The sequence below is a fragment of the bacterium genome, assembly GCA_041649255.1.
Classification (GTDB): Bacteria; Hydrothermota; UBA3073; order JACQXS01; family JAQTXJ01; genus JAQTXJ01.
This window is the reverse complement of sequence record JBAZNK010000006.1, coordinates 50,470-70,804: the sequence shown is the minus strand read 5'-3', so window position 1 is coordinate 70,804 and position 20,335 is coordinate 50,470. Positions and strand designations below refer to the sequence as shown.

Sequence of the window (20,335 nt, the reverse complement as noted above, 5' to 3'; positions counted from 1 at the left end):
AATTACGTCCCCATCTTTTTTTTAGATTAGAATTTGAAAAACATTGACGCTTTCAAAGTTATGGGTATACTAAAAATCTGAAAAGATGGTAAATAGTTATACGGGTGAATTTGCAGCATTAGCGACTGCTTTGTGCTGGACTTTTACATCCACTGCTTTTACTATAGCTTCAAGATATGTTGGAGCCGGGGTAGTAAATAGAACACGTTTAGCCGTAGCCGTATTTTATCTTTTAATTGCTCATTTTTTTATAGAAGGATATTTTTTTCCAATACATATTGAATTATCTCAACTGGGATGGCTTGGATTATCAGGGATAATTGGACTTGCTTTGGGGGATGCTTTTCTTTTCCAGTCTTTTGTTCTTATAGGAACGCAATTATCAATGTTGATTATGTCACTTGTTCCTATTATAAGCGCATTGATAGCATGGATTTTCTTAAAAGAAACATTAAAACCTATTGAAATATTCGCCATAATTTTAACTATAAGCGGCATAATTATAGTACTATTACAAAAGCAGAATTTTTTATCAGGCATATCTGACCGTAAAAAATACTTAATTGCCTTACGGCAACTCAAAATAGGTATTCTTTGCGCTATTGGAGGAGCTTTTGGACAGGCAATAGGTCTTGTAGTTGCCAAAAAAGGTATGGGTAATTTATCGGGATTGTCGGTAACTCTCATAAGAGTACTAACAGGGGCAATTGTTATATGGATATGGACTATTTTTAGCGGGAACGTTAAACAAACATTTCAAAAATTAAATAATAAAAAAGCTAATTTGTTTATTGCCGGAGCTGCATTCGGAGGGCCATTTTTAGGAATATGGATGTCGATGGTTGCTATTAAATGGACAAGTATCGGCATCGCTTCAACGCTTATGGCATTACCTCCTATTATGTTGTTACCGGTAGCATACTGGGTTTTTAAGGAAAAGGTCAATTTTTGGGCAGTAATCGGAACTCTTATTGCAGTTGCAGGGTCTGCTATTATTTTTCTGACATAAAACATATGAAAGAAGCTTTTCAAAAGGCATTAAAGGATTCATTAAAAGTATCGTGGATGTTAATACAGGTATATATTCCATTATCCCTGTTAACTATTTTTCTTAAACAAATAGGATTCATTGATTTTATCGCTCCTTTTTTTGCTCCAATGATGAGATTAATAGGATTGCCGGGAGAAACTGCCATTACTTTGATTGCAGGATTCACGAACAACATATATGCAGCACTTGGAACAATGGCTGCATTTGATTTAACACCCAGACAGGTTACAATTCTCGGGATTGTAATAGGGATATCACATAATTTAATTGTGGAAACAGGGGTTCTGATTAAATTAAAGATGGCAAACTTTAGGATTGCTTTTTTCAGAATAGCCGTTGGACTCATAACCGGAGTTCTCATAAATTTGATACTACCTCAAAATATAAAAGGAGTAAGATTAAGCCCATATTATAAGGCAAACGATTTCTCCTGGCTTAAAAGTTTTCAAAAAATAGGGATTACATGTCTTCAGATAGTAGTTATTATATTTTTAATAATGTTAATGTATGAATTAGTAATGTTGTGGAAGCATAAGGGCGTTATAAAACAGAAATTCAAACCAATCTCTAAAATAATTGGTTTTAGTGATTCAGCTTTTGTACCGTGGATTATAGCATTTATTGTTGGAATTGCATATAGCGCAGGGATACTTTTTCAACTCACAAAAAATCAAAAACTTAATCACAGGGATGTGTGTTTAATAACTACTTTTTTATGTGTAGCACATGCGGCAGTGGAAGATACAATGTTATTCGGACTTTTAGGGGGAAACCTGATATGGATTATAGCAACTAAAGCTATCGTAGCATTTACAATAACCAGAATATTTGCTACACGCGATATTTATAAGAAATTTTTATGGATAGGCTTGCGAAAAGAGTAAAAAACAAAGGGGGATATAATGTACCTTGCGACTTTCAAATTTAACAATAAAATTTTTATAGGTTTAAAACTTGGAGATAATTTATTTAGACTTGATAAAACGTACACCTATTTTACCGAAAAGCTCTCGCCTATATGGTTAAAAGACATGCTCTCTTTAATTGAAAGGGAAGATATTTTAAGTGAACTAAAAGAATTAAATGAAAAACTACAGAGTATTATAACAGATCCTGATAAATATAATGAATTATCAAAAAAAGATATAATATACAAAGTTAGTGATGTGCAAATAGCTGCCCCAATTTTAAACCCACATAAACTCATTTGTATCGGGTTGAATTATAAAGACCATTGTTTAGAACAGAATATAACGATTCCTAAAAATCCAATACTTTTTTCGAAGTTTAACACAGCTATAATAGGATATGGGGATAATATCATACGCCCCCGGCAAACGGAACAATTGGATTTCGAAGGTGAACTAGCCTTTGTTATAGGGAAAAAAGGAAAAAATATTCCCATAGAAGACGCTATGGATTATATTTTTGGATATACTATTTGCAATGACGTAAGCGCAAGAGACATACAATTCTCCGACAAACAATGGTTAAGAGGAAAAAGTTTTGATACGTTTGCTCCTATGGGGCCATTTTTAGTTACTAAAGATGAAATAGAAGACCCGCATAACCTCAATATAAAAGTAACTTTGAATAAAAATACTATGCAGGACTCGAATACGAAAAATATGATATTTAATATCCCGTATCTTGTAAATTTCATATCCAATGTATTTCCTTTAGTCCCGGGAGATGTTGTTACAACGGGAACTCCGAATGGGGTGGGAGTTTTTCGTAACCCGCCGGTTTTTCTTAAAGAAGGCGATAAAATTACTATAGAAGTAGAAAAACTTGGTATTTTACAAAATACAGTTATAATGGAAAAATAGAGTATAAAAAAATATTAAATGAATAATCATATAGAAATTGCTTTATTAATGAGCGCAATGGCAGGGTTGTCTACTACAATAGGCAGTTTATTTGGCATATCTATAAAAAAACCGAGCGACCGCCTTATGAGTTTTGTGCTAGGTTTTTCAGCAGGTGTAATGATTATGGTGTCTTTTGTTGAATTGTTAGCTAATAGTATTGAATCTATTGGGTTTTTATCTGCAAATATTGGATTTCTTGTTGGGATGGGCGTTATGTTTTTAATTGATTATTTTATTCCGCATGAATATATTGGTCAGAAAGACTGTTTCCCGATGAAACAAAGCGATAAACTTCTTCGTGCAGGATTACTTATTGCATTAGGCATAGGAATTCATAATTTCCCTGAAGGTATCGTTACTTTTGTAAGCACACTGAAAGATGTGAAATTAGGGGGTATGATTGCAGTTGCAATTGCATTACATAATATTCCGGAAGGGTTGGCAGTTGCAATTCCTGTTTATGCGGCAACCTGTAATCGTAGAAAAGCTTTCTTATGGTCTTTTTTTCCCGGACTTGCAGAACCACTGGGTGCATTAATGGCATGTTTTATACTTGCTCCAATTTTAAATGCAACCGTATTAGGTTGGACGCTTGGAATTGTGGCCGGAATTATGATTTTTATATCACTTGACGAATTGATTCCACTATCAAAAAGTTTCGGGGAGGAACACTTACCAATATTAGGCATCATCATAGGCATGATGTTTATTATTTTCAGCTCTTTTATATTAAAAGTGTAAAAAAACATAATCTACTCAGCATAGATACTCTCTAATATCATTCTTAGATTAAAATCATTTCAATTCTGAATTTTTTCTTGACAAAGTATTATTTTAATTTAATTTCACAAATACTATGAAACATATTATTAAGGATTTGAAGGTGAAGGGAATAACTTTGACTCCGCAAAGAATGGCGATAATAGAGTTTTTGAAGAACAATTTTAATCATCCCACTGCTGAAGATATTTACAAAGCGCTTGAAGAGAAATATCCTTCTATGTCTATAGCTACCGTATATTCTACGTTAGAATTATTGAAAGCGAATGGATATATTCAGGAGCTTTCCATTAGAAAGAGGGGGAAGGCTTGTTTTGATTTTAATTCCAAAAATCATCATCATTTTTTGTGTTTGAATTGTGATAATATAATTGATATTGAGTCCGAATGTATAAATACCTGTCCAATAGTAAAGGCAGGGCAATTGGAAGGATGTAAGGTAGGAGAAATTCAGGCGTATTTATACGGATTATGTTCGAATTGTAATAAGAAAGATATAAAGAAAAATAATAAAAAATAGCAAATAGGGGGAGGCGATGGAAAAAACTGACTGCCGACAGAAAACTATAGATATGTTTTGTTATCAATGTTCCCAGACTGCAAACGGAACCGGATGTACTGTAAAGGGTGTATGTGGAAAAAGTCCTACAGTAGCGAAATTGCTTGATAATTTAATATTTATAATCAAAGGTATGTCTGCTTATTTATATCACGCAAGGGAGCTTGGTTTTACTGATCCTGATATAGACGGATTTTTAGAAAAAGCATTTTATTCTACGTTTACGAACGTAAATTTTGATGCAGGAAGTTATGTTCAATTGGCTGTTGAGGCAGGGCAAATGAACATAAAGACAATGAAACTCCTAAAAAAAGCATATATTGATACGTATGGAGAACCTATTCCGGTTAAAGTTCAGACGGGGATATTCAAAGGACGTGGCATTATCGTTACCGGACACGGATTAAAAGCTCTTGAGCATTTACTAAAGCAAACGGAAGGTATGGGAATAAACGTTTACACTCATTCCGAAATGTTGCCTGCTCATGGTTATCCTGGATTGAAAAAATACAAACATCTTGTTGGTAACATTGGTAAAGCCTGGTTTGACCAGAAAAAAATATTTTCGCAATATCCAATGGCTATTCTTGCAACATCAAACTGCGCTCTTATACCAAAAGACGATTATAAGGATAGAATGTTTACAACCGGTCCCGTAAGGTTGCCCGATGTAAAACATATAGATAATTATGATTTTACGCCTGTTATAGAAAAAGCGAAATCTTTACCCGAGCTTGAAGAAAGTAAGGGAGATGTGGTGTTTACAACAGGATTTTCCAAATCGGTTATTATGTCTCTTGCGGGAAAAATCAAAGAACTGGTAATGAGCGGGAAAATCCGTCATTTCTTTCTTATAGGTGGATGTGATTCGCCGATTGGAAAAGGTGAATATTATAGAGAGTTTGCAAAAAAACTACCTAAAGATACGATTATTCTTACTCTTGCCTGTGGGAAATACAGGATAAATGATTTGGATTTAGGTGATATTGAAGGTATCCCAAGATTGATAGACCTTGGGCAGTGTAACGATTCAATAGTGGCGATTGAAATTGCTGCAGCGCTTTTCGAGTTGTTTGGAGTTGAAATTAATAAATTGCCTTTGACTCTGGTATTGAGTTGGACAGAACAAAAAGCAGTGGCTATTTTATGGAGTCTTTTGTCGCTCGGGATAAAAGGAATATATCTTGGTCCGATATTGCCGGCATGGGTAAATGGAGATATATTAAAAGTCCTTCAGGATAATTACGATATAAGACTTATAAGCGAACCGGACAAAGATATAAAAGAGATATTGTCTTAAAATTGGAGGGAAAGTGGAATGTAACAAAGAACAATTATGCTCGGAATGTTTATCATTAAAACCACATAAGTTAGTTGATTTTGTAGAATATCAAAAGGATTCAGTTGTAAGTAAAACTATTATAGATAAAAAAATAGGAACGGTAACCGTATTCTCTTTTGATAAAGGACAAGGATTAAGCGAACATACAGCTTCTTTTGATGCTATGGTTTGCATTATTGATGGGGAAGCGGAAATTACCATATCCGGGAAACCGTCTATAGTTAAAACAGGCGAGACGATGATAATGCCGGCTAATCAGCCGCATTCATTAAAAGCAATAACTCAATATAAAATGATGTTAGTAATGATAAGGGCTTAACAAAATGAAAGTGAGGTTAAAATGAACGCGAGAGAGTTGAAACCAAATGTTTACTGGGTTGGAGCCGTTGATTGGGATAGAAGATTATTTGACGAGCTTATACCTTTGCCAAACGGAACAAGTTATAATTCTTATTTAATTAAAGGTAGTGATAAAACGGCATTGGTAGATACTGTTGACCCGTCTAAAACATACATCCTTATAGATAGGTTGAATCAGTTAAGCGTAAAAAAAATAGATTATGTTATAATTAATCATGCCGAGCAAGACCATTCCGGCAGTTTGCCCGATATTTTAAAAATATATCCGGAAGCCAAAGTAGTAACTACTTCCAAATGCAAAACTATGCTTATTAATTTATTGGAAGTGTCTGAAGATAAGATTATATCTGTGGAAGATAGAGAAACGTTGTCATTAGGTGATAAAACACTTGAATTTATGCATTTCCCTTGGGTTCACTGGCCTGAAACAATGATAACTTATTTAAGGGAAGATAAGATTTTATTTTCGTGTGACCTTTTTGGCGCTCATTTTGCAACAAGTGATTTATTTGTAAAAGATGAAACAAAGATTTATGAATCGGCAAAAAGGTATTATGCAGAAATTATGATGCCTTTTAGAACGATAATACAGAAGAATTTAGAAAAAATAGAGGGTATAAATATAGATATTATCGCGCCAAGTCATGGTCCCATACACAATAAACCTACTTTTATAATTGATGCTTATAAACACTGGATATTTGATGCACCGCAAAATATAGTTGTAATTCCTTATGTGAGTATGCATAATAGCACAAGAAAAATGGTAGAATATTTTGCAGAAGCTTTGATTGCAAGAGGAATAGCCGTTAAGCAGTTTAACCTTGCAGACAGTGACATAGGGGAATTGGCAATGTCGTTAGTAGATGCTGCTACCGTTGTAATAGGTGTGCCTACTGTATTAGCCGGAGCGCATCCGCTTGCTGTTTATGCAACGTATCTTGTAAAAATATTAAGGCCTAAATTAAGATTTGTTTCTTTAATTGGTTCTTATGGTTGGGGTGGAAAGACAGTTGAACAACTTGCAAGTATTATTTCAGGATTGGAAGTGAAAATATTGGATGCCGTATTATGTAAAGGCTTACCAAAGAAAGAAGATTTTGAAGCGCTGGATAGATTGGCAGACAGTGTTTTTGAAAACCATAAAAGTTTAATAAACAGTTAAAATCCAGCCCAACATAGCTGGATAAGTTGGTCTAATCCCGCCATGGCGGGAAAGTCCAACTAAGGAGAAGAAAATGGATAAATATATATGCAAAGTTTGTGGGTATATTTATGACCCTGACGCAGGTGATCCTGATTCAGGAATAACACCCGGAACATCTTTTGAAGAAATACCGGATAATTGGGTATGTCCGTTATGCGGGGTTGGTAAAGACCAGTTTGACAAGATGGAATAGGATTGTAAGGAGAATTTATGATTAAAAAGAAAATGGAAAAAGCACTGAATAAGCAAATAAATTGGGAACTATATTCTTCTTATTTTTATCTATCAATGGCTACTTATTTTGAATCTATTAATCTTAGCGGGTTTGCTAACTGGATGAAAGTTCAGGCGCGGGAAGAGTTAGAACATGCGATGAAGATGTTTAATTATCTGGTTGAGCAAAAAAATAGAGTAATACTTTCAGGTATTGCTTCTCCGCCTTCAGACTGGAAATCTCCGCTTGATGTGTTTGAAGATACGTATAGACATGAGAAAAAGGTGACAGGATTAATAAATAAACTTATTGAACTTGCCGGAATGGAAAAAGATTCTGAAACAAAAGCTTTCTTGCAGTGGTTTGTAAAAGAACAGGTTGAGGAAGAAGAAAATGCAAGTAAGATTGTAAAAAGACTTAAACTTATAGGCAATTCTAAAAGTAAGTTAGCAGTATTTGATAAAGAGCTATCGAGGAGAAAGTAGAAATGTCGAATATTATACCGGATGCCGAATTAGATTGTATTGGGCTTTACTGCCCTATGCCTATTGCTATGACAAAAGAAGAAATAGAAAAGCTTGATATAGGAAAGATATTAAAAGTAACAACGGATGACCCTGCAGCGGAAGAAGATATAAAAAGATGGGCGAAAAGAATGGGGCAGGAGATTGTTGAATTTAAAAAAGAAGAAACAATATTGACTTTTTTTATAAAAAAGCTTAACTAATACAAGGAGAACTATGAGCAAGATACTTTATGTACAGAGTAGCGGAGTAGATACTCCTGAACGTTTATATGCTCCGTTTGTGCTTTCAATTGCAGCTGCTTCTATGAATGTGGAGACATCCATATTTTTTCTTATTAAAGGAGTAACGGTTGTTAAAAAAGGCGAGGCAGAGAAAGTTAAAATAGGAAATATGCCTCCGGTTAAAAAGTTTATGGACCAGGCAATAGCTGCCGGAGTTAAATTGTTCGTGTGTGAGCAGAGTACGCAACTTTTTGGAATGGCAAGAGGGGATTTTATTCCCGAAGTAAAGATTTCCGGAGCAGCAACGCTTAATGATTTAGCCCTTGAAGCAGATAGGGTTATTAGTTTTTAATAAAATGAAAAACATATATTTGGATAATGCTTCTGCAAGACCTGTTGACCCCAGAGTATCTGAATTTATAGGGGAATACCTTAAAGATACTTTTGGCAATCCGTCGTCTCTTCATTCGGCGGGATTAGAAGCTAAAAGAGTTATAGAAGAGGCAAGAGTAAAAGTTGCAGAACTTATTAATGCGGAAAATGAAAATTGTATTATATTTACAAGTGGAGCGACAGAAACCAATAATTTAGCCATTAAAGGAGTGGCGCTTAGGAACAAAGAAAAGAAAAGAAGAGTTGTTTCCAGTGATATAGAGCACATTTCGGTTCTTAACTCTATGAAAGAACTGCTGAAAATCGGAATTGAGTTTAGTATCGTACCTGTAGATTCTTATGGCGTCGTGGATATTGAGAAGTTAAACAATATTCTGAGCAGCGATGTTGTAATAACTTCCGTAATGTATGCAAACAGTGAAATAGGAACCATAGAGCCTGTGAAAGAGATAAGTGAAATGGTTCATAAAAAAGGTGGGTATTTTCACAGTGATGCAACGGCGGCGGCGGGACATATACTAATAGATGTGCAAAAAGACGGGATAGATTTATTGACATTGTCGTCTAATGATATGTATGGTCCACAAGGAATAGGCGCGTTGTATATAAAACCGGGAGTAAAGATTCAACCAATAATTTTAGGGGGGGGACAGGAGAAGGGAATACGTTCCGGAACCGAAAACTTATTTGCAATTGCCGGGATGGGAGAAGCTTCAAGAATAGCAAAAAAAGAAATGGATGAAGAAGCGAAGAGGCTTATAAAAATGAGGGACGAGCTTATTGACGGAATATTGAAAATAGAAAATTCTTATCTTACGGGACATCCTACACAAAGATTACCCTATCAGGCAAGTTTTAGGTTTAATCGCATAGAAGGCGAAAGTATTTTATTAAATATGGATATGTACGGTATTCAAATAGCAACAGGGTCAGCCTGTTCTTCAAAAACATTGGAGCCGTCACATACTTTATTGGCAATAGGTTTAAAACACGAAGAAGCTCATGGTTCAATGGTACTTACGCTTGGTCGCACAAATAATCCGGAGGAAATACCTGTTGTGGTAAAAGCAGTAAAAGAAACCGTGGAAAGATTGAGAAAACTATCACCATTATAGAAAGGGGGGGATTTGTATGGCACAAATAGGCTATACCGATAAGGTTATGGAGCATTTTCAGAACCCAAGGAATGTTGGGGTTATAGAAAATGCTGATGGGTATGGGAAAGTTGGAAACCCGGTTTGCGGGGATTTAATGGAAATATATATTAAAGTAGAAAAGGATATTATAACGGATATAAAGTTCAGGACTTTTGGGTGTGGTTCCGCGATAGCTACCAGCAGTATGGTAACGGAAATGGCTAAGGGAAAGCATATTGATGAGGCAATGAAGATAACCCGTAATGATGTGGCAAATGAGCTTGAGGGGTTACCTCCTCAAAAAATGCATTGTTCTAATTTAGCAGCAGATGCTCTTCATGAAGCGATTAAAGATTATAAAGCGAAATCCGTAAAAGACTTTGCAGATAGTGATGGCAAGGGGGCAAAATGATAGAAAGACTTCAGACATATAAATGCAGTATTTGTGGGAATATTGTAGAAGTCTTGCATGTTGGCGGCGGGATTCTTGTTTGTTGTGGGAAACCAATGGAGTTATTAAAAGAAAAGACCGAAGACGTGGGAAAAGAAAAACATATTCCCGTAGTAGAAAAATCAGGGAATACAGTAAGGGTTAAAGTTGGTTCTATTCCTCATCCTATGGAAGAGAAGCATTATATAGAATGGGTAGAGTTAATTACCGGAGAAGGTACCCTTCTAAAGTTTTTAAAACCCGGTGATAAACCTGAAGTTGAATTCGAAGTCAATTCTGGCACTGTATGGGCAAGAGCGTATTGTAACGTGCATGGGTTTTGGAAATCTGTGTGACAGAAAGCCAGTTAATAAGAGAATCAAATTTTATACCTGCTATTTTATATACTTATTTTTATATTGGTATGAGTATGTTTTGAAGGTTTCATATACAAGAAAAAAGTTAACCGTTGACAAGAAGAAAAAAATAATTTAATCTAATGGTTGATTTTTTATTAGTATAAATGGCGGCGTTTCTCAGCTGGAGATACAGAACCAATAATATAGAGTATAAAACCATCTGTTATTTATCTGTTCCCCCTAACAAGAAACGTAATCTAATTGTGAGTTGAGTGACTATAATGTCTTGGTGTTGGAGACGCAATTCACCCTCTGTTGAATTTGAGGTAGAGAAAGAGATTACGAGAGTTTAGTCTCCCCTATTTGGTAGTTTATCAAAGTTGGCATAGAATTTTATATCCTTGAATTTAAGATTTTATACCTGTCCCTTAGTAACTAAAAAACATTTGACAAAACAAACAATGAATTATAGTAAGGAATAACGTTTATGAATTATAAATTTATTTATTTTGATTTTCTGTATTAAAAATAAGGAGAGTTAAAATGTTGAGCATAGTGAAATCCGCCTCAGGCGGAAAAAAAGTTATCTTTTTGATATGTATTTGTATCAGTCAACAAGTATCGCAATGTAGAGCAGAAGACAAAGGCACGCTTCTATGGTCGTTTCATGGGACTGAATCAATGACTTGCGTATCTTCAATCCGAGATGTAAATGGAAATGGATTTAATGATGTGCTTGTGGGGACTTGGAATGATACGCTATTCTGCTTTGAAGGGAAGAGTCAGGATAGCGCAATAATATTATGGACGTTTACTTTTGGAAGGTTTGATGATTTAATAACGGATACAGATACAATTTCCGATGTGAACGGGGACGGGATATGTGATGTGGTGGTATCCAGTTTTGGGCATGAGGTCTTTTGTCTTGATGGGCAGAGCGGGGATACTATATGGATGTTTTATGCTAATTCTGTAAAGAACCTATTTCCGAAAGAAAAATCATCTACTTATACATGGCTTCAGCCGATGGGAGACGTAAATGGGGATGGCATATGTGATGTGGTAGTGGTGCCTCGTGAACTTTATAAAGCTTTTTGTATTGACGGGGCAAGCAAAGATTCAGCAACTGTGTTGTGGAGTTTTCCGTTAAGCGGGTATGCAAGAAGTTCTTATAGCGTTACTTCACTAAAAGACGTTAACGGGGACAGTGTTGCAGAGGCTGTAATAGGAGCAAGTGAAAGCAGCGGACACCCTGTAAGTTGCGTCTATTGTATAAGCGGGAAAACAGGAGATACTTTGTGGATATATGATAATCCCGAAATGGCAGCGGAGTGTGTTAGCACAATAGAAGATGTAAACAACAACGGGACACAAGATGTTTTGTTGGGAACTCAACTTACTCCTTATAAAGCTTATTGTCTTGAAGGAAATACCGGTAAAGTTATATGGGAATATAGCGCCGGAGCAAATATGTTAAAAATCATTTCTATTGATGACATAAATGGAGATGGAAAGCGTGAAGCAATTTTAGGGTGCGGTAGCGGTAGTGGCGGTTATTTAGTTGCTTGCATAGAAGGCGACAGTGATAGCTTAGGTCATTTGCTCTGGTCTTTTCCCGCCGGCTATATCGTAAATCATCTTGAACAAACATCAGACATAGATGGGGATTTGATTCGTGACATAGCAGTAGGGACGTGGAATGGACATATCTTTTGCATATCCGGGAAAACCGGAACTCCGATTTGGTCATATTCAGGCACAGATACTACGTCATTCGGAGATATTATGGGTATGACAACGCTTAAAGATGTGAACGGCGATGGGTTTGATGAAGTAGTTGGTGTAACTTACGGAGGCGGAAGCCATCACGGGGAAGTGTGGTGTATTTCGGGAAAAGCATACAGGATAGAGGAAAAACCAAATCCCGCCAAGGCGGGATCAAAAATAACGGCTTTGCCTAATCCATTTGTAAATTCAACTACTATCCGTTATCTCCTGCCTGCTGGCGATAAGAAAGCGAAAATAACGATTCATGATGTTTCCGGACGCTTAGTCCGTCAATTCCCGGCTAACAGTTCACAATTGACGAATAACGAAATAAAATGGGACGGGAAGGACAATAACAATAAAACATTGCCTGCCGGGATATATTTTATCAAATCAAATACAAATGAAAATAGTTTACAGAAATTGGTTAAATTGAGGTGAATATGGTGCATTGCGCCAGAGGAGACAAATGAAAACACTATTTAGTTTGTTTTTATGCGGGGTCTTAATTTCAACTTCTTATGCAGAAGATAAAGGCACGCTATTGTGGTCGTTTCAGGGAAGCGATAGAATGTTGTGCGTATCTTCAATTAGAGATGTAAATGGAAATGGGATTAACGACGTGCTTGCAGGGAATGCCAATGATACGCTGTATTGTTTTGAAGGAGCAAGTCAGGATAGTGCTGTTAGTATATGGAAATTCAAGGCTCCCAATATGGTCGTAGATGTAGATTCCATTCCTGATGTGAATGGGGATGGTATTCCAGATGTAGTTTTATGTAGTGGAGGTCCCTATCCTGCATTTTGTCTTAGTGGTGCAGATGGAAGTGTTATATGGCGATTTACTGATTCTACGGCAGGATTCTATACCTTTGTAGAACCTATGGGAGATGTAAATGGAGACGGAATATGTGATATAGCAATAGAAGTAAAACAAACATTTAATCTCTATTGTATTGACGGAGCAAGTAAAGATACTGCCACTATATTATGGGAGTTCCCATTGAATGGATATACGAATAGTTATCGTTCACTTACTACTTCAGAAGACCTTGATGGGGATGGCATCAGAGATATTATAGTGTGCGTTAATAATGGACCAAAAAATAGTTTATCCTCTAACCGTTACCTATCTATTGAGTTTAGTGTAAAATCAAGTGCTACGAAAAAACAGACAAGTCCAGAAAATAAGATTTATTGCGTAAGCGGAAAAGGAGATAGTATAATATGGTCTCATAAGCCTCCTGAGACGGGAGATATTGTGCTTGTTGCTTCAATAAGTGATATATCTGGCAACGGAATTCCAGAAATTCTTGGAGGAAATAGCGGAGCGGGATTATATCTTTTTGAAGGGAGTAAAGGAAATATCGTATGGAACTATCCTATAAATACAGGTGTTATTGTCTCTATAAATGATGTTAGTGGGGATAGTATTCCAGATATATTGGCTTCTATTTTTACATCTTTTGATAGTGATTCTCTTCTTTGTATAAAAGGGGGAATCGACACTTCAGCAAATGTTTTATGGACATTTCGGGCATCTCATCTTGTTAGTCATTTAGATGTAATACCTGATATCAATGGTGATTCAGTTCAGGAAGTAGTAGCCGGATGTTGGAATGGATATGTCTATTGTTTAAAAGGCGATAGCGGAACTCCGATTTGGTCATATTCAGGAAAAGACACTTCAGATTATGGGGATATTATGGGGCTTACAGGTATAAAAGATGTTAATGGAGACGGGTTTGATGATGTGGTTGCGGTAACTTATGGAGGAAGTGACGGTGGGGAAGTATGGTGTCTATCTGGAAAGGCATATGGGATAGAAGAAAAATCACCAAATTTGGATTTTGGATTTCGGATTTGGGAATTGAAAGCAGAGCCGAATCCTTTCATTCAGTCAACAGTGATTAGTTATTCCGCCTCAGGCGGATCAGTAAAAAGTAAAATACAGATTTATGATATTGCAGGCAAGTTAGTGGAAGAAACTAAAGATAATATCATCACCGCCAAGGTGGGATGTTCCATAGGCAAAAAATTAAAATCAGGTGTATATTTCGTAAAAGTAAACGATAGTAAATTAACAAAAATAATAAAAATGGGAGGGCTGAAATGAAAAGGATTGCTTTGTATTTATGGATTATGGCGCTTGTTGCGTTTTCAGTCAATAAGTGTCCGGCAACAGAGATATTATATGATACTCCATTTGGGGTTAATGGGAATGCGACAAGCGGTGACAACATTTATGCGCCGCTTGATTCCGTTGTCGCCTGCAATATGACGTGGGTAAGAATGCTGTTCACGTGGAGCGACATTGAAACTACGAGAAACTGCTATAACTGGACTGAAATAGACGGAAGGGTTTATGCGGCAGAGTCAAGAGGATTGCATATCCTTGCGGATATACACTACACTCCAGTATGGGCAAGAGCAAATTCTAATCCTAGACCTGACAGTATAACTGAAAAAATGTGGAGAGATTCAAGCAATTATCCCCCGGATGATGCAACATATTGGGGAGAATTTATAGCGGCATTAGTTGAAAGATATGATGTGAATTACGATGATAATGGCTTTCCCTATCCTATCAAACATTACGGGATGTGGAATGAGCCCAATTATCACGAGTTTTTTGCCGGAACGGCAGACGATTATTTCAATAAAATCCTGAAGCCGGGCTATGAGGCACTAAAAAACGTTGACTCAAGCTGTTTCGTCAGCGGACCGGAAACTTACTGGTTTAATTATCATGACAATACAGGAACACCTCATTGGGGAAACGAATGGATAGAAAGATTAGATACTTTAGGCGGGTTTGACTATATAGATGTTTTTTCATATCATATCTATACGGTTAAAAATTGTTCCACGCTTGATGCTGCTATTTTTTGTAATGATATTGATAGCGTAAGACGTTATATGGTAAATAAAGGAGTAGGTGACCACCCGTTCTGGGTAACGGAAACGGGTTTAAGCACAACTCCACAAGGACAATATACCGAACAGCAACAGGCAAGTTATTTTGTTGGTGTTTTCAAGGGAATGTTGCAAAGGGAATGGTTTAACAAGACATTCTTATATGAAATGTGGGATGTGCCGTGGGAGAATAACTGGGACCATGGGCTTCTGAGATACCCGAAAGACAATACTTTCTTAGGCTGGCAAAACGTAAAATGGAATAACGGGACAATAAAAATGTCCACTGACTATCATTCAGGAAGTTACAGTTGTGATATGAATATGCAAGAATTTAATGATAAAGAAATGATAATGCGGTCTAACTGGGTTACCTGCCAGCCGGACACATATGAAGTATCGGTATGGCTTAAAAACAGTAATATTGCAACGGGTACTTCCTCTAATCCCAAAGGAGCAATTATGGGAATATGGGTTAAAGGAAACTATGGCGAGCAGTGGTTTGCGATGCCACCAATTACACTAACTCATATTGATTGGTTCCGAGATAGTCTTCGATTTACCACTCCTTCCGGCAGTGATAGTTTTCGTGTTGGACTTTGTTTAAATTATGGGAAAGGGGAAGTTAAATGGGACGATATTCATTTGCATACTTTATCAAACCCAAGCGTAAATCTATTAGCCGATTCTGTTGTGGGTTTTGAAAGAGTGCTTGAACCCGACCCGCCGGTTGCACTTTCGTATAAACCGGCGTTTGACAGCGTCCGTGATTGCATTAACAACTTCAATAATATCAACAGTAAGAGTAACCACTCTGAAGCGATTGCGTACAATAACGGCAATAAAATGGCAGTTATGTCGGATGGAACAATATGCAGAGTCTATGAATCCGACAACAAAATATACTATGAAGAATCAAGCAATGGTGGAACTTCCTGGTCCACAAAAAAGTGCATCAGCGGGAAAATGACATATTATGCATATAATCCAAGCATTGCAATAGATGCTTCAGGAAGAAGATGTGTTGTGTTCAGGAGCAACAGCTGGCGCTGGCGTATCTGGTATACCTATAGTGATGATGGAAATACGTGGCATAATCCAGTTCTTCAATACTATAGCATATTCGGGACTTCAGCACCTTCTATTGCCACAGAGGGAAACACTGCGCATATCGCTTGGGTTGCGCATTATTTGAATTGGGGTAATCCGGCAAGAAAAATATGTTATTATAATTTCCCATCAAATTCGCCAGATACCGAACCGGATTTGGAAGACCAGTTTTACAAAGATAAAGACGAAACTCAATTGTTGAATGACCAGTCAATAGCCGTAAGCAACGGGACTGTACACATAATATGGCAGGAATGGCAGGAATACGGCGGGTATATGAGAATACATAGCGCGATAAGAAACGGGAAAGACAATTGGAATACTACTAATGTAATATCAGTTACAGGACATGATTCTCATTTCCCCTCAATTGCATACGCGGATTCAGGTAAAGTAACTGCCGTATGGACTGATTTTAGCAATCATACTATTTGTTTTTCGAGTTATAACGGGACAAGCTGGAGTAGTTATGAAACGATAGCTACAATCAGTTCAGGAGGTAACGGGTATCCTGTAGTTATAAATCCTGAATATGGGGCAGTTGTCGCATGGTCAAATACGGGAAGCACTGGGAAAGACATATATTTCAGCCGGCGGATATCCGCAAACGACTGGTCAACACCCTGCAACATAAGCGGCAGTTCAGGGGTATTATCCGAATTTCCTCATATAGCATTGTCTCCTGACAGCGAATGGCTTTATACTATCTGGTCTGAGAATAATAATCCCATCTTTGATATTACGTTTAGTCCTAAAAATATTGCTCCTCCAAAAGTTGCTATCACTTCACCTCAGGAATACGATAATAAGTGCCATAAATGGAGAATCGGCTATAATATGTCGATTAAATGGATTGTTTTATCTAATAACGGCGTTACTTCCCAACAGGTGTGGCTTGCGGATACTGCGGGAGCAGATGTTTCACAAATCGGGTCAGGACAGGTATCTTCGCAGGATACTTTATATAACTGGACTGTCAATGTTAGCAAAGGAGACTATAGGATAAAAGTAAAAGCGTGGGATAGCCTAGACAATATGGGTTATGCCATATCTCAGGTATTTACAGCGACTGACGAATGGATATTCAATCCCGATTTTGAAGAAGGCGTTATTTGCTGGGAGCTAAGGGGCAAAGCAACTCTGGAAGCTTCTGCCAATAATGTCCAACATGGAGATTCCTGCGCTTACATACATAGCGATACGTTAGACGATTGGCCAGGATTTTATCAAAACAATATTCCCTGTAATGATAGCACAACATATTGGCTTACATGGTGGCAAAAAGTTCAGCCCGAAGCAGGTGCTGTAGGAGTTGGAATCGGTGTATGGAGTGTCGGAGATACTTTCCATACTGATAAATATACAGGTGATAGTATGGATTGGACATATTCTTATAATGGCTGGAACTCAAATAGATTCGATACTCTCCGGATAGGTTTGTTTGGAGATATGTCTTTCAAAGGACAGGCATGGTTTGACAACTTAAGGTTATTGGTAGATACATTGCCTCCTGAAATCAGTATTATATATCCGAATGGCGGCGAATATCTGGCAATAGGCGATACCTATCAGGTTAAAATAAGAGCTGAAGACAGTGTAGCGGTTGAATCATTGCAAATATGGTTAACGAAAACAGGGATGTCGGATACCTGTATAAAAACAGTTTTCCCGCATATAATGGGAGATACTTTTGAAATAGATTTTAACATTACGGATGCCATTGACTCAACTTTTGATGCTTATAAGATAAAAGCGATAGCGTATGACCCTGCCGGGCACAGTGCTTCGGATATGAGCGATTCCGTATTTTCCATTTGCACGGGTAAGGATTATAAAGGAGATAACTGGACGTGGACTGCTGACAGTACAAGAGAAGTTTCAGGGGGACAGTGGAATTTGGGCAGTTTCAGCATAGGCTCAGGGGTTACAATGAAAGTTAAACCCTGGAATGGCTCAGAATACGGAGATGTAATAATACATGCAAAATCAATAAGTATAGCAGGCACATTTAGCGGGGATTCCGCAGGATATGACGCAGAAAATGGACCGGGTGCAGGAGTACGAGGTTCAGTCTCGCACGGCTCATCAGGAGCTGGATTTGGGGGTAGAGGTGGACACGGCGGAAATAACGTTTACGATACGACACAGTATGGCGGGTATGTTTATGGAGACAATACAACATGGGAACGTGGTTCCGGGGGTGGGAATTCAGATGTTACGCTCTGGGGAAAAGGTGGAAAAGGCGGAGCGGCAATAAAACTGATGTGCTCTGGAAATATAAATATATCCGGAAGTCTCCGTTCCAATGGAGGATTCGGGACAGGAAGCGATGGAAAAGTTGGCGGAGGAGGCTCTGGCGGTGGCATATCTATAGAAACGGATTCATTATCGGGGAATGGAGTAATAAGTGTGAAAGGTGGAGACGGAGCTCACTCTTCCAGTCCTGCTTACACGGATGGCGGTGGCGGCGGAGCGGGCAGGATTTTTATACAATATAAAAATTCAAATTGGGCGGGAAGGCTTGACGCCAGTGGAGGAGACGGTTTTTACAATGCCTGTGACGGCCAGCCGGGAACGATTTTAGTCCGGACGCAAGATAGAACTATAGCACTATTATCGCCTGTAAACACAGCAACAAATTCTAACAGTAAAGAAGGGTTTATTAAAGGGGTAGAACTCGCAGATAACTGGATAAGGTTGACTGCAAATGATTCTATAGTCGGCAACGTAGAACTTTCACCAGTGGATAGTTTGATAATTAATTCAAATTCATACATTTTAGCAAATTCCAAGGGATATGGTCATAATACCGGAGAGGGAGCAGGACACGCGGGAAGCTCGATGCACGCAGGCGGTGGAGCATCGCATTTTACTTTTGGAGGACACGGTAACTACTATACTCCCGGAGGCACGGGAGATCACGGAGCAACGTATGATGACACGCTGAATCCCAATATTTTAGGTTCGGGAGGAGGAGACTGGGGGACAACAAGTGGATATTGGTGGGGTGGAGGTTCAGGTGGAGGCAGGATAATCTTAAGTTGTGAAAGTGGAAAAATACTGTTAAACGGAAGTCTTTCTGCAAACGGCTCTTCAGGTATATCCAAAACTTCGTATGCCGGAGGAGGCGCATCCGGGGGAAGCATATTAATTTATGCTAAAATTCTTGCAGGCACGGGAAACATAAATGCAATCGGAGGGACTGGAGGAGCAATCTCAAACTGCTATGGTGGTGGAGGTTCAGGAGGAATAGTAACGGTTTATCGAGACACTAATAACTTTACAGGAACGATTTTAGTAACAGAAGGAACGAAGGGGGGCGGGACAGCAACAGATGGAACGGTGGGTATTATTTTTTCAGATACGATTCCTGATGGTTATACCCCTGCATCATATATGGATAAAACCGGAAAACCTTTGGTATTCAAACTATACCAGAATTATCCGAATCCATTCAAAAACAGGACAATAATTCAATACTCAATACCAACAACAAGTAAAGTATCATTAAGACTTTATGATTTAACCGGGAGGTGTGTAAAGGCATTAGTCAACGAAGAACAAATACCGGGATATTACAAAGCAGAACTCAACTCAAAAGACTATCCAACGGGTATTTACTTTGCGAAGTTCAAAGCGGGCGACTATAAGGAGACAAAGAAACTCATATTGATGAAATAAAAAAATTTTAAAACAGATACGAAGCCCTTCTGGAATTTTCTGGAAGGGCTTCTATCGTTGGTACTTATATAAAATACAGAGTTTAAAGAACATCGCAGAAAAACTTGTTCGAGCCCTATCAAAAAATAATCAGAGAATATAAAAAACTTCCTCTCAAACAAGAAAGAAAACTTATTGTACTTGCCCAAAAGGGAAACTCTTCAGCACAATCAGAACTGTTACTCCATTTAATTGGATTCTTTTTGTTTCGGATTAAGACCACTCTCTATCCTTCAATCGTCAAACAATACGGGGAAGATATTCTTCAGGACTGTTTATGTCTGGCTGTTAAAAAAATTAGCACCTATAACCTGAAATATAAAAATAAAACCGGAAAATCACAGCCAGTAAACCTCAGCACGTATATGTGGA

General features: G+C 37.7%; 18 protein-coding genes. All 18 read left to right on the top strand.

Features of this window, described 5'->3' with window-relative positions; translation table 11 throughout:
• Positions 1-85 precede the first annotated feature (85 nt).
• The 18 genes from WC614_05655 to WC614_05570 all read left to right on the top strand — a co-directional run bounded on the left by WC614_05655 (position 86) and on the right by WC614_05570 (position 19,924).
• On the top strand, positions 86-1,009 hold the full coding sequence (locus WC614_05655) for a DMT family transporter (protein ID MFA5032489.1): 924 nt from the start codon (positions 86-88) through the stop codon (positions 1,007-1,009).
• A 5-nt stretch (positions 1,010-1,014) separates the two neighbouring features.
• Positions 1,015-1,935, top strand: a complete 921-nt coding sequence (locus tag WC614_05650; protein ID MFA5032488.1) for a nucleoside recognition domain-containing protein — start codon at positions 1,015-1,017, stop codon at positions 1,933-1,935.
• A gap of 18 nt (positions 1,936-1,953) precedes the next feature.
• Positions 1,954-2,880, top strand: a complete 927-nt coding sequence (locus WC614_05645) for a fumarylacetoacetate hydrolase family protein (protein MFA5032487.1) — start codon at positions 1,954-1,956, stop codon at positions 2,878-2,880.
• Positions 2,881-2,898: 18 nt separating this feature from the next.
• Positions 2,899-3,663: a zinc transporter ZupT gene (zupT, locus tag WC614_05640; GenBank protein ID MFA5032486.1), complete on the top strand. Its 765-nt coding sequence runs from the start codon at positions 2,899-2,901 to the stop codon at positions 3,661-3,663.
• Positions 3,664-3,778: 115 nt separating this feature from the next.
• Positions 3,779-4,222: a Fur family transcriptional regulator gene (locus WC614_05635; GenBank protein MFA5032485.1), complete on the top strand. Its 444-nt coding sequence runs from the start codon at positions 3,779-3,781 to the stop codon at positions 4,220-4,222.
• Between the two features lie 46 nt (positions 4,223-4,268).
• Positions 4,269-5,561, top strand: a complete 1,293-nt coding sequence (gene hcp / locus WC614_05630) for a hydroxylamine reductase (GenBank protein ID MFA5032484.1) — start codon at positions 4,269-4,271, stop codon at positions 5,559-5,561.
• A 13-nt stretch (positions 5,562-5,574) separates the two neighbouring features.
• Complete coding sequence (locus WC614_05625; protein ID MFA5032483.1) at positions 5,575-5,922, top strand: cupin domain-containing protein; 348 nt, start codon at positions 5,575-5,577, stop codon at positions 5,920-5,922.
• 21 nt (positions 5,923-5,943) lie between these two features.
• Complete coding sequence (locus WC614_05620) at positions 5,944-7,128, top strand: FprA family A-type flavoprotein (protein MFA5032482.1); 1,185 nt, start codon at positions 5,944-5,946, stop codon at positions 7,126-7,128.
• Between the two features lie 73 nt (positions 7,129-7,201).
• A complete protein-coding gene (locus WC614_05615; protein MFA5032481.1) occupies positions 7,202-7,363 on the top strand; it encodes a rubredoxin in 162 nt (53 codons plus the stop codon).
• A 17-nt stretch (positions 7,364-7,380) separates the two neighbouring features.
• Positions 7,381-7,869 (top strand): ferritin, encoded by a 489-nt coding sequence (locus WC614_05610; protein ID MFA5032480.1) that lies wholly within the window; start codon positions 7,381-7,383, stop codon positions 7,867-7,869.
• Between the two features lie 2 nt (positions 7,870-7,871).
• Positions 7,872-8,111, top strand: coding sequence for a sulfurtransferase TusA family protein (locus WC614_05605; GenBank protein MFA5032479.1), 240 nt, complete (start codon positions 7,872-7,874; stop codon positions 8,109-8,111).
• A gap of 13 nt (positions 8,112-8,124) precedes the next feature.
• The gene (locus WC614_05600; GenBank protein ID MFA5032478.1) at positions 8,125-8,484 is read left to right on the top strand and encodes a DsrE family protein; all 360 of its coding nucleotides are present in this window, start codon (positions 8,125-8,127) and stop codon (positions 8,482-8,484) included.
• 4 nt (positions 8,485-8,488) lie between these two features.
• The gene (locus WC614_05595; protein ID MFA5032477.1) at positions 8,489-9,640 is read left to right on the top strand and encodes a cysteine desulfurase family protein; all 1,152 of its coding nucleotides are present in this window, start codon (positions 8,489-8,491) and stop codon (positions 9,638-9,640) included.
• A 16-nt stretch (positions 9,641-9,656) separates the two neighbouring features.
• Entirely contained in the window at positions 9,657-10,073 is a 417-nt protein-coding gene (gene nifU, locus WC614_05590) for a Fe-S cluster assembly scaffold protein NifU (protein MFA5032476.1), read from the top strand.
• On the top strand, positions 10,070-10,447 hold the full coding sequence (locus WC614_05585; GenBank protein ID MFA5032475.1) for a desulfoferrodoxin: 378 nt from the start codon (positions 10,070-10,072) through the stop codon (positions 10,445-10,447). Before nifU ends, WC614_05585 begins: the two co-directional genes overlap by 4 nt.
• A 546-nt stretch (positions 10,448-10,993) precedes the next feature.
• Entirely contained in the window at positions 10,994-12,658 is a 1,665-nt protein-coding gene (locus WC614_05580) for a PQQ-binding-like beta-propeller repeat protein (protein MFA5032474.1), read from the top strand.
• Positions 12,659-12,686: 28 nt separating this feature from the next.
• Positions 12,687-14,333: a T9SS type A sorting domain-containing protein gene (locus WC614_05575; GenBank protein ID MFA5032473.1), complete on the top strand. Its 1,647-nt coding sequence runs from the start codon at positions 12,687-12,689 to the stop codon at positions 14,331-14,333.
• A complete protein-coding gene (locus WC614_05570; protein MFA5032472.1) occupies positions 14,330-19,924 on the top strand; it encodes a T9SS type A sorting domain-containing protein in 5,595 nt (1,864 codons plus the stop codon). The genes WC614_05575 and WC614_05570 overlap by 4 nt, the downstream gene beginning before the upstream one ends.
• Positions 19,925-20,335 lie beyond the last annotated feature (411 nt).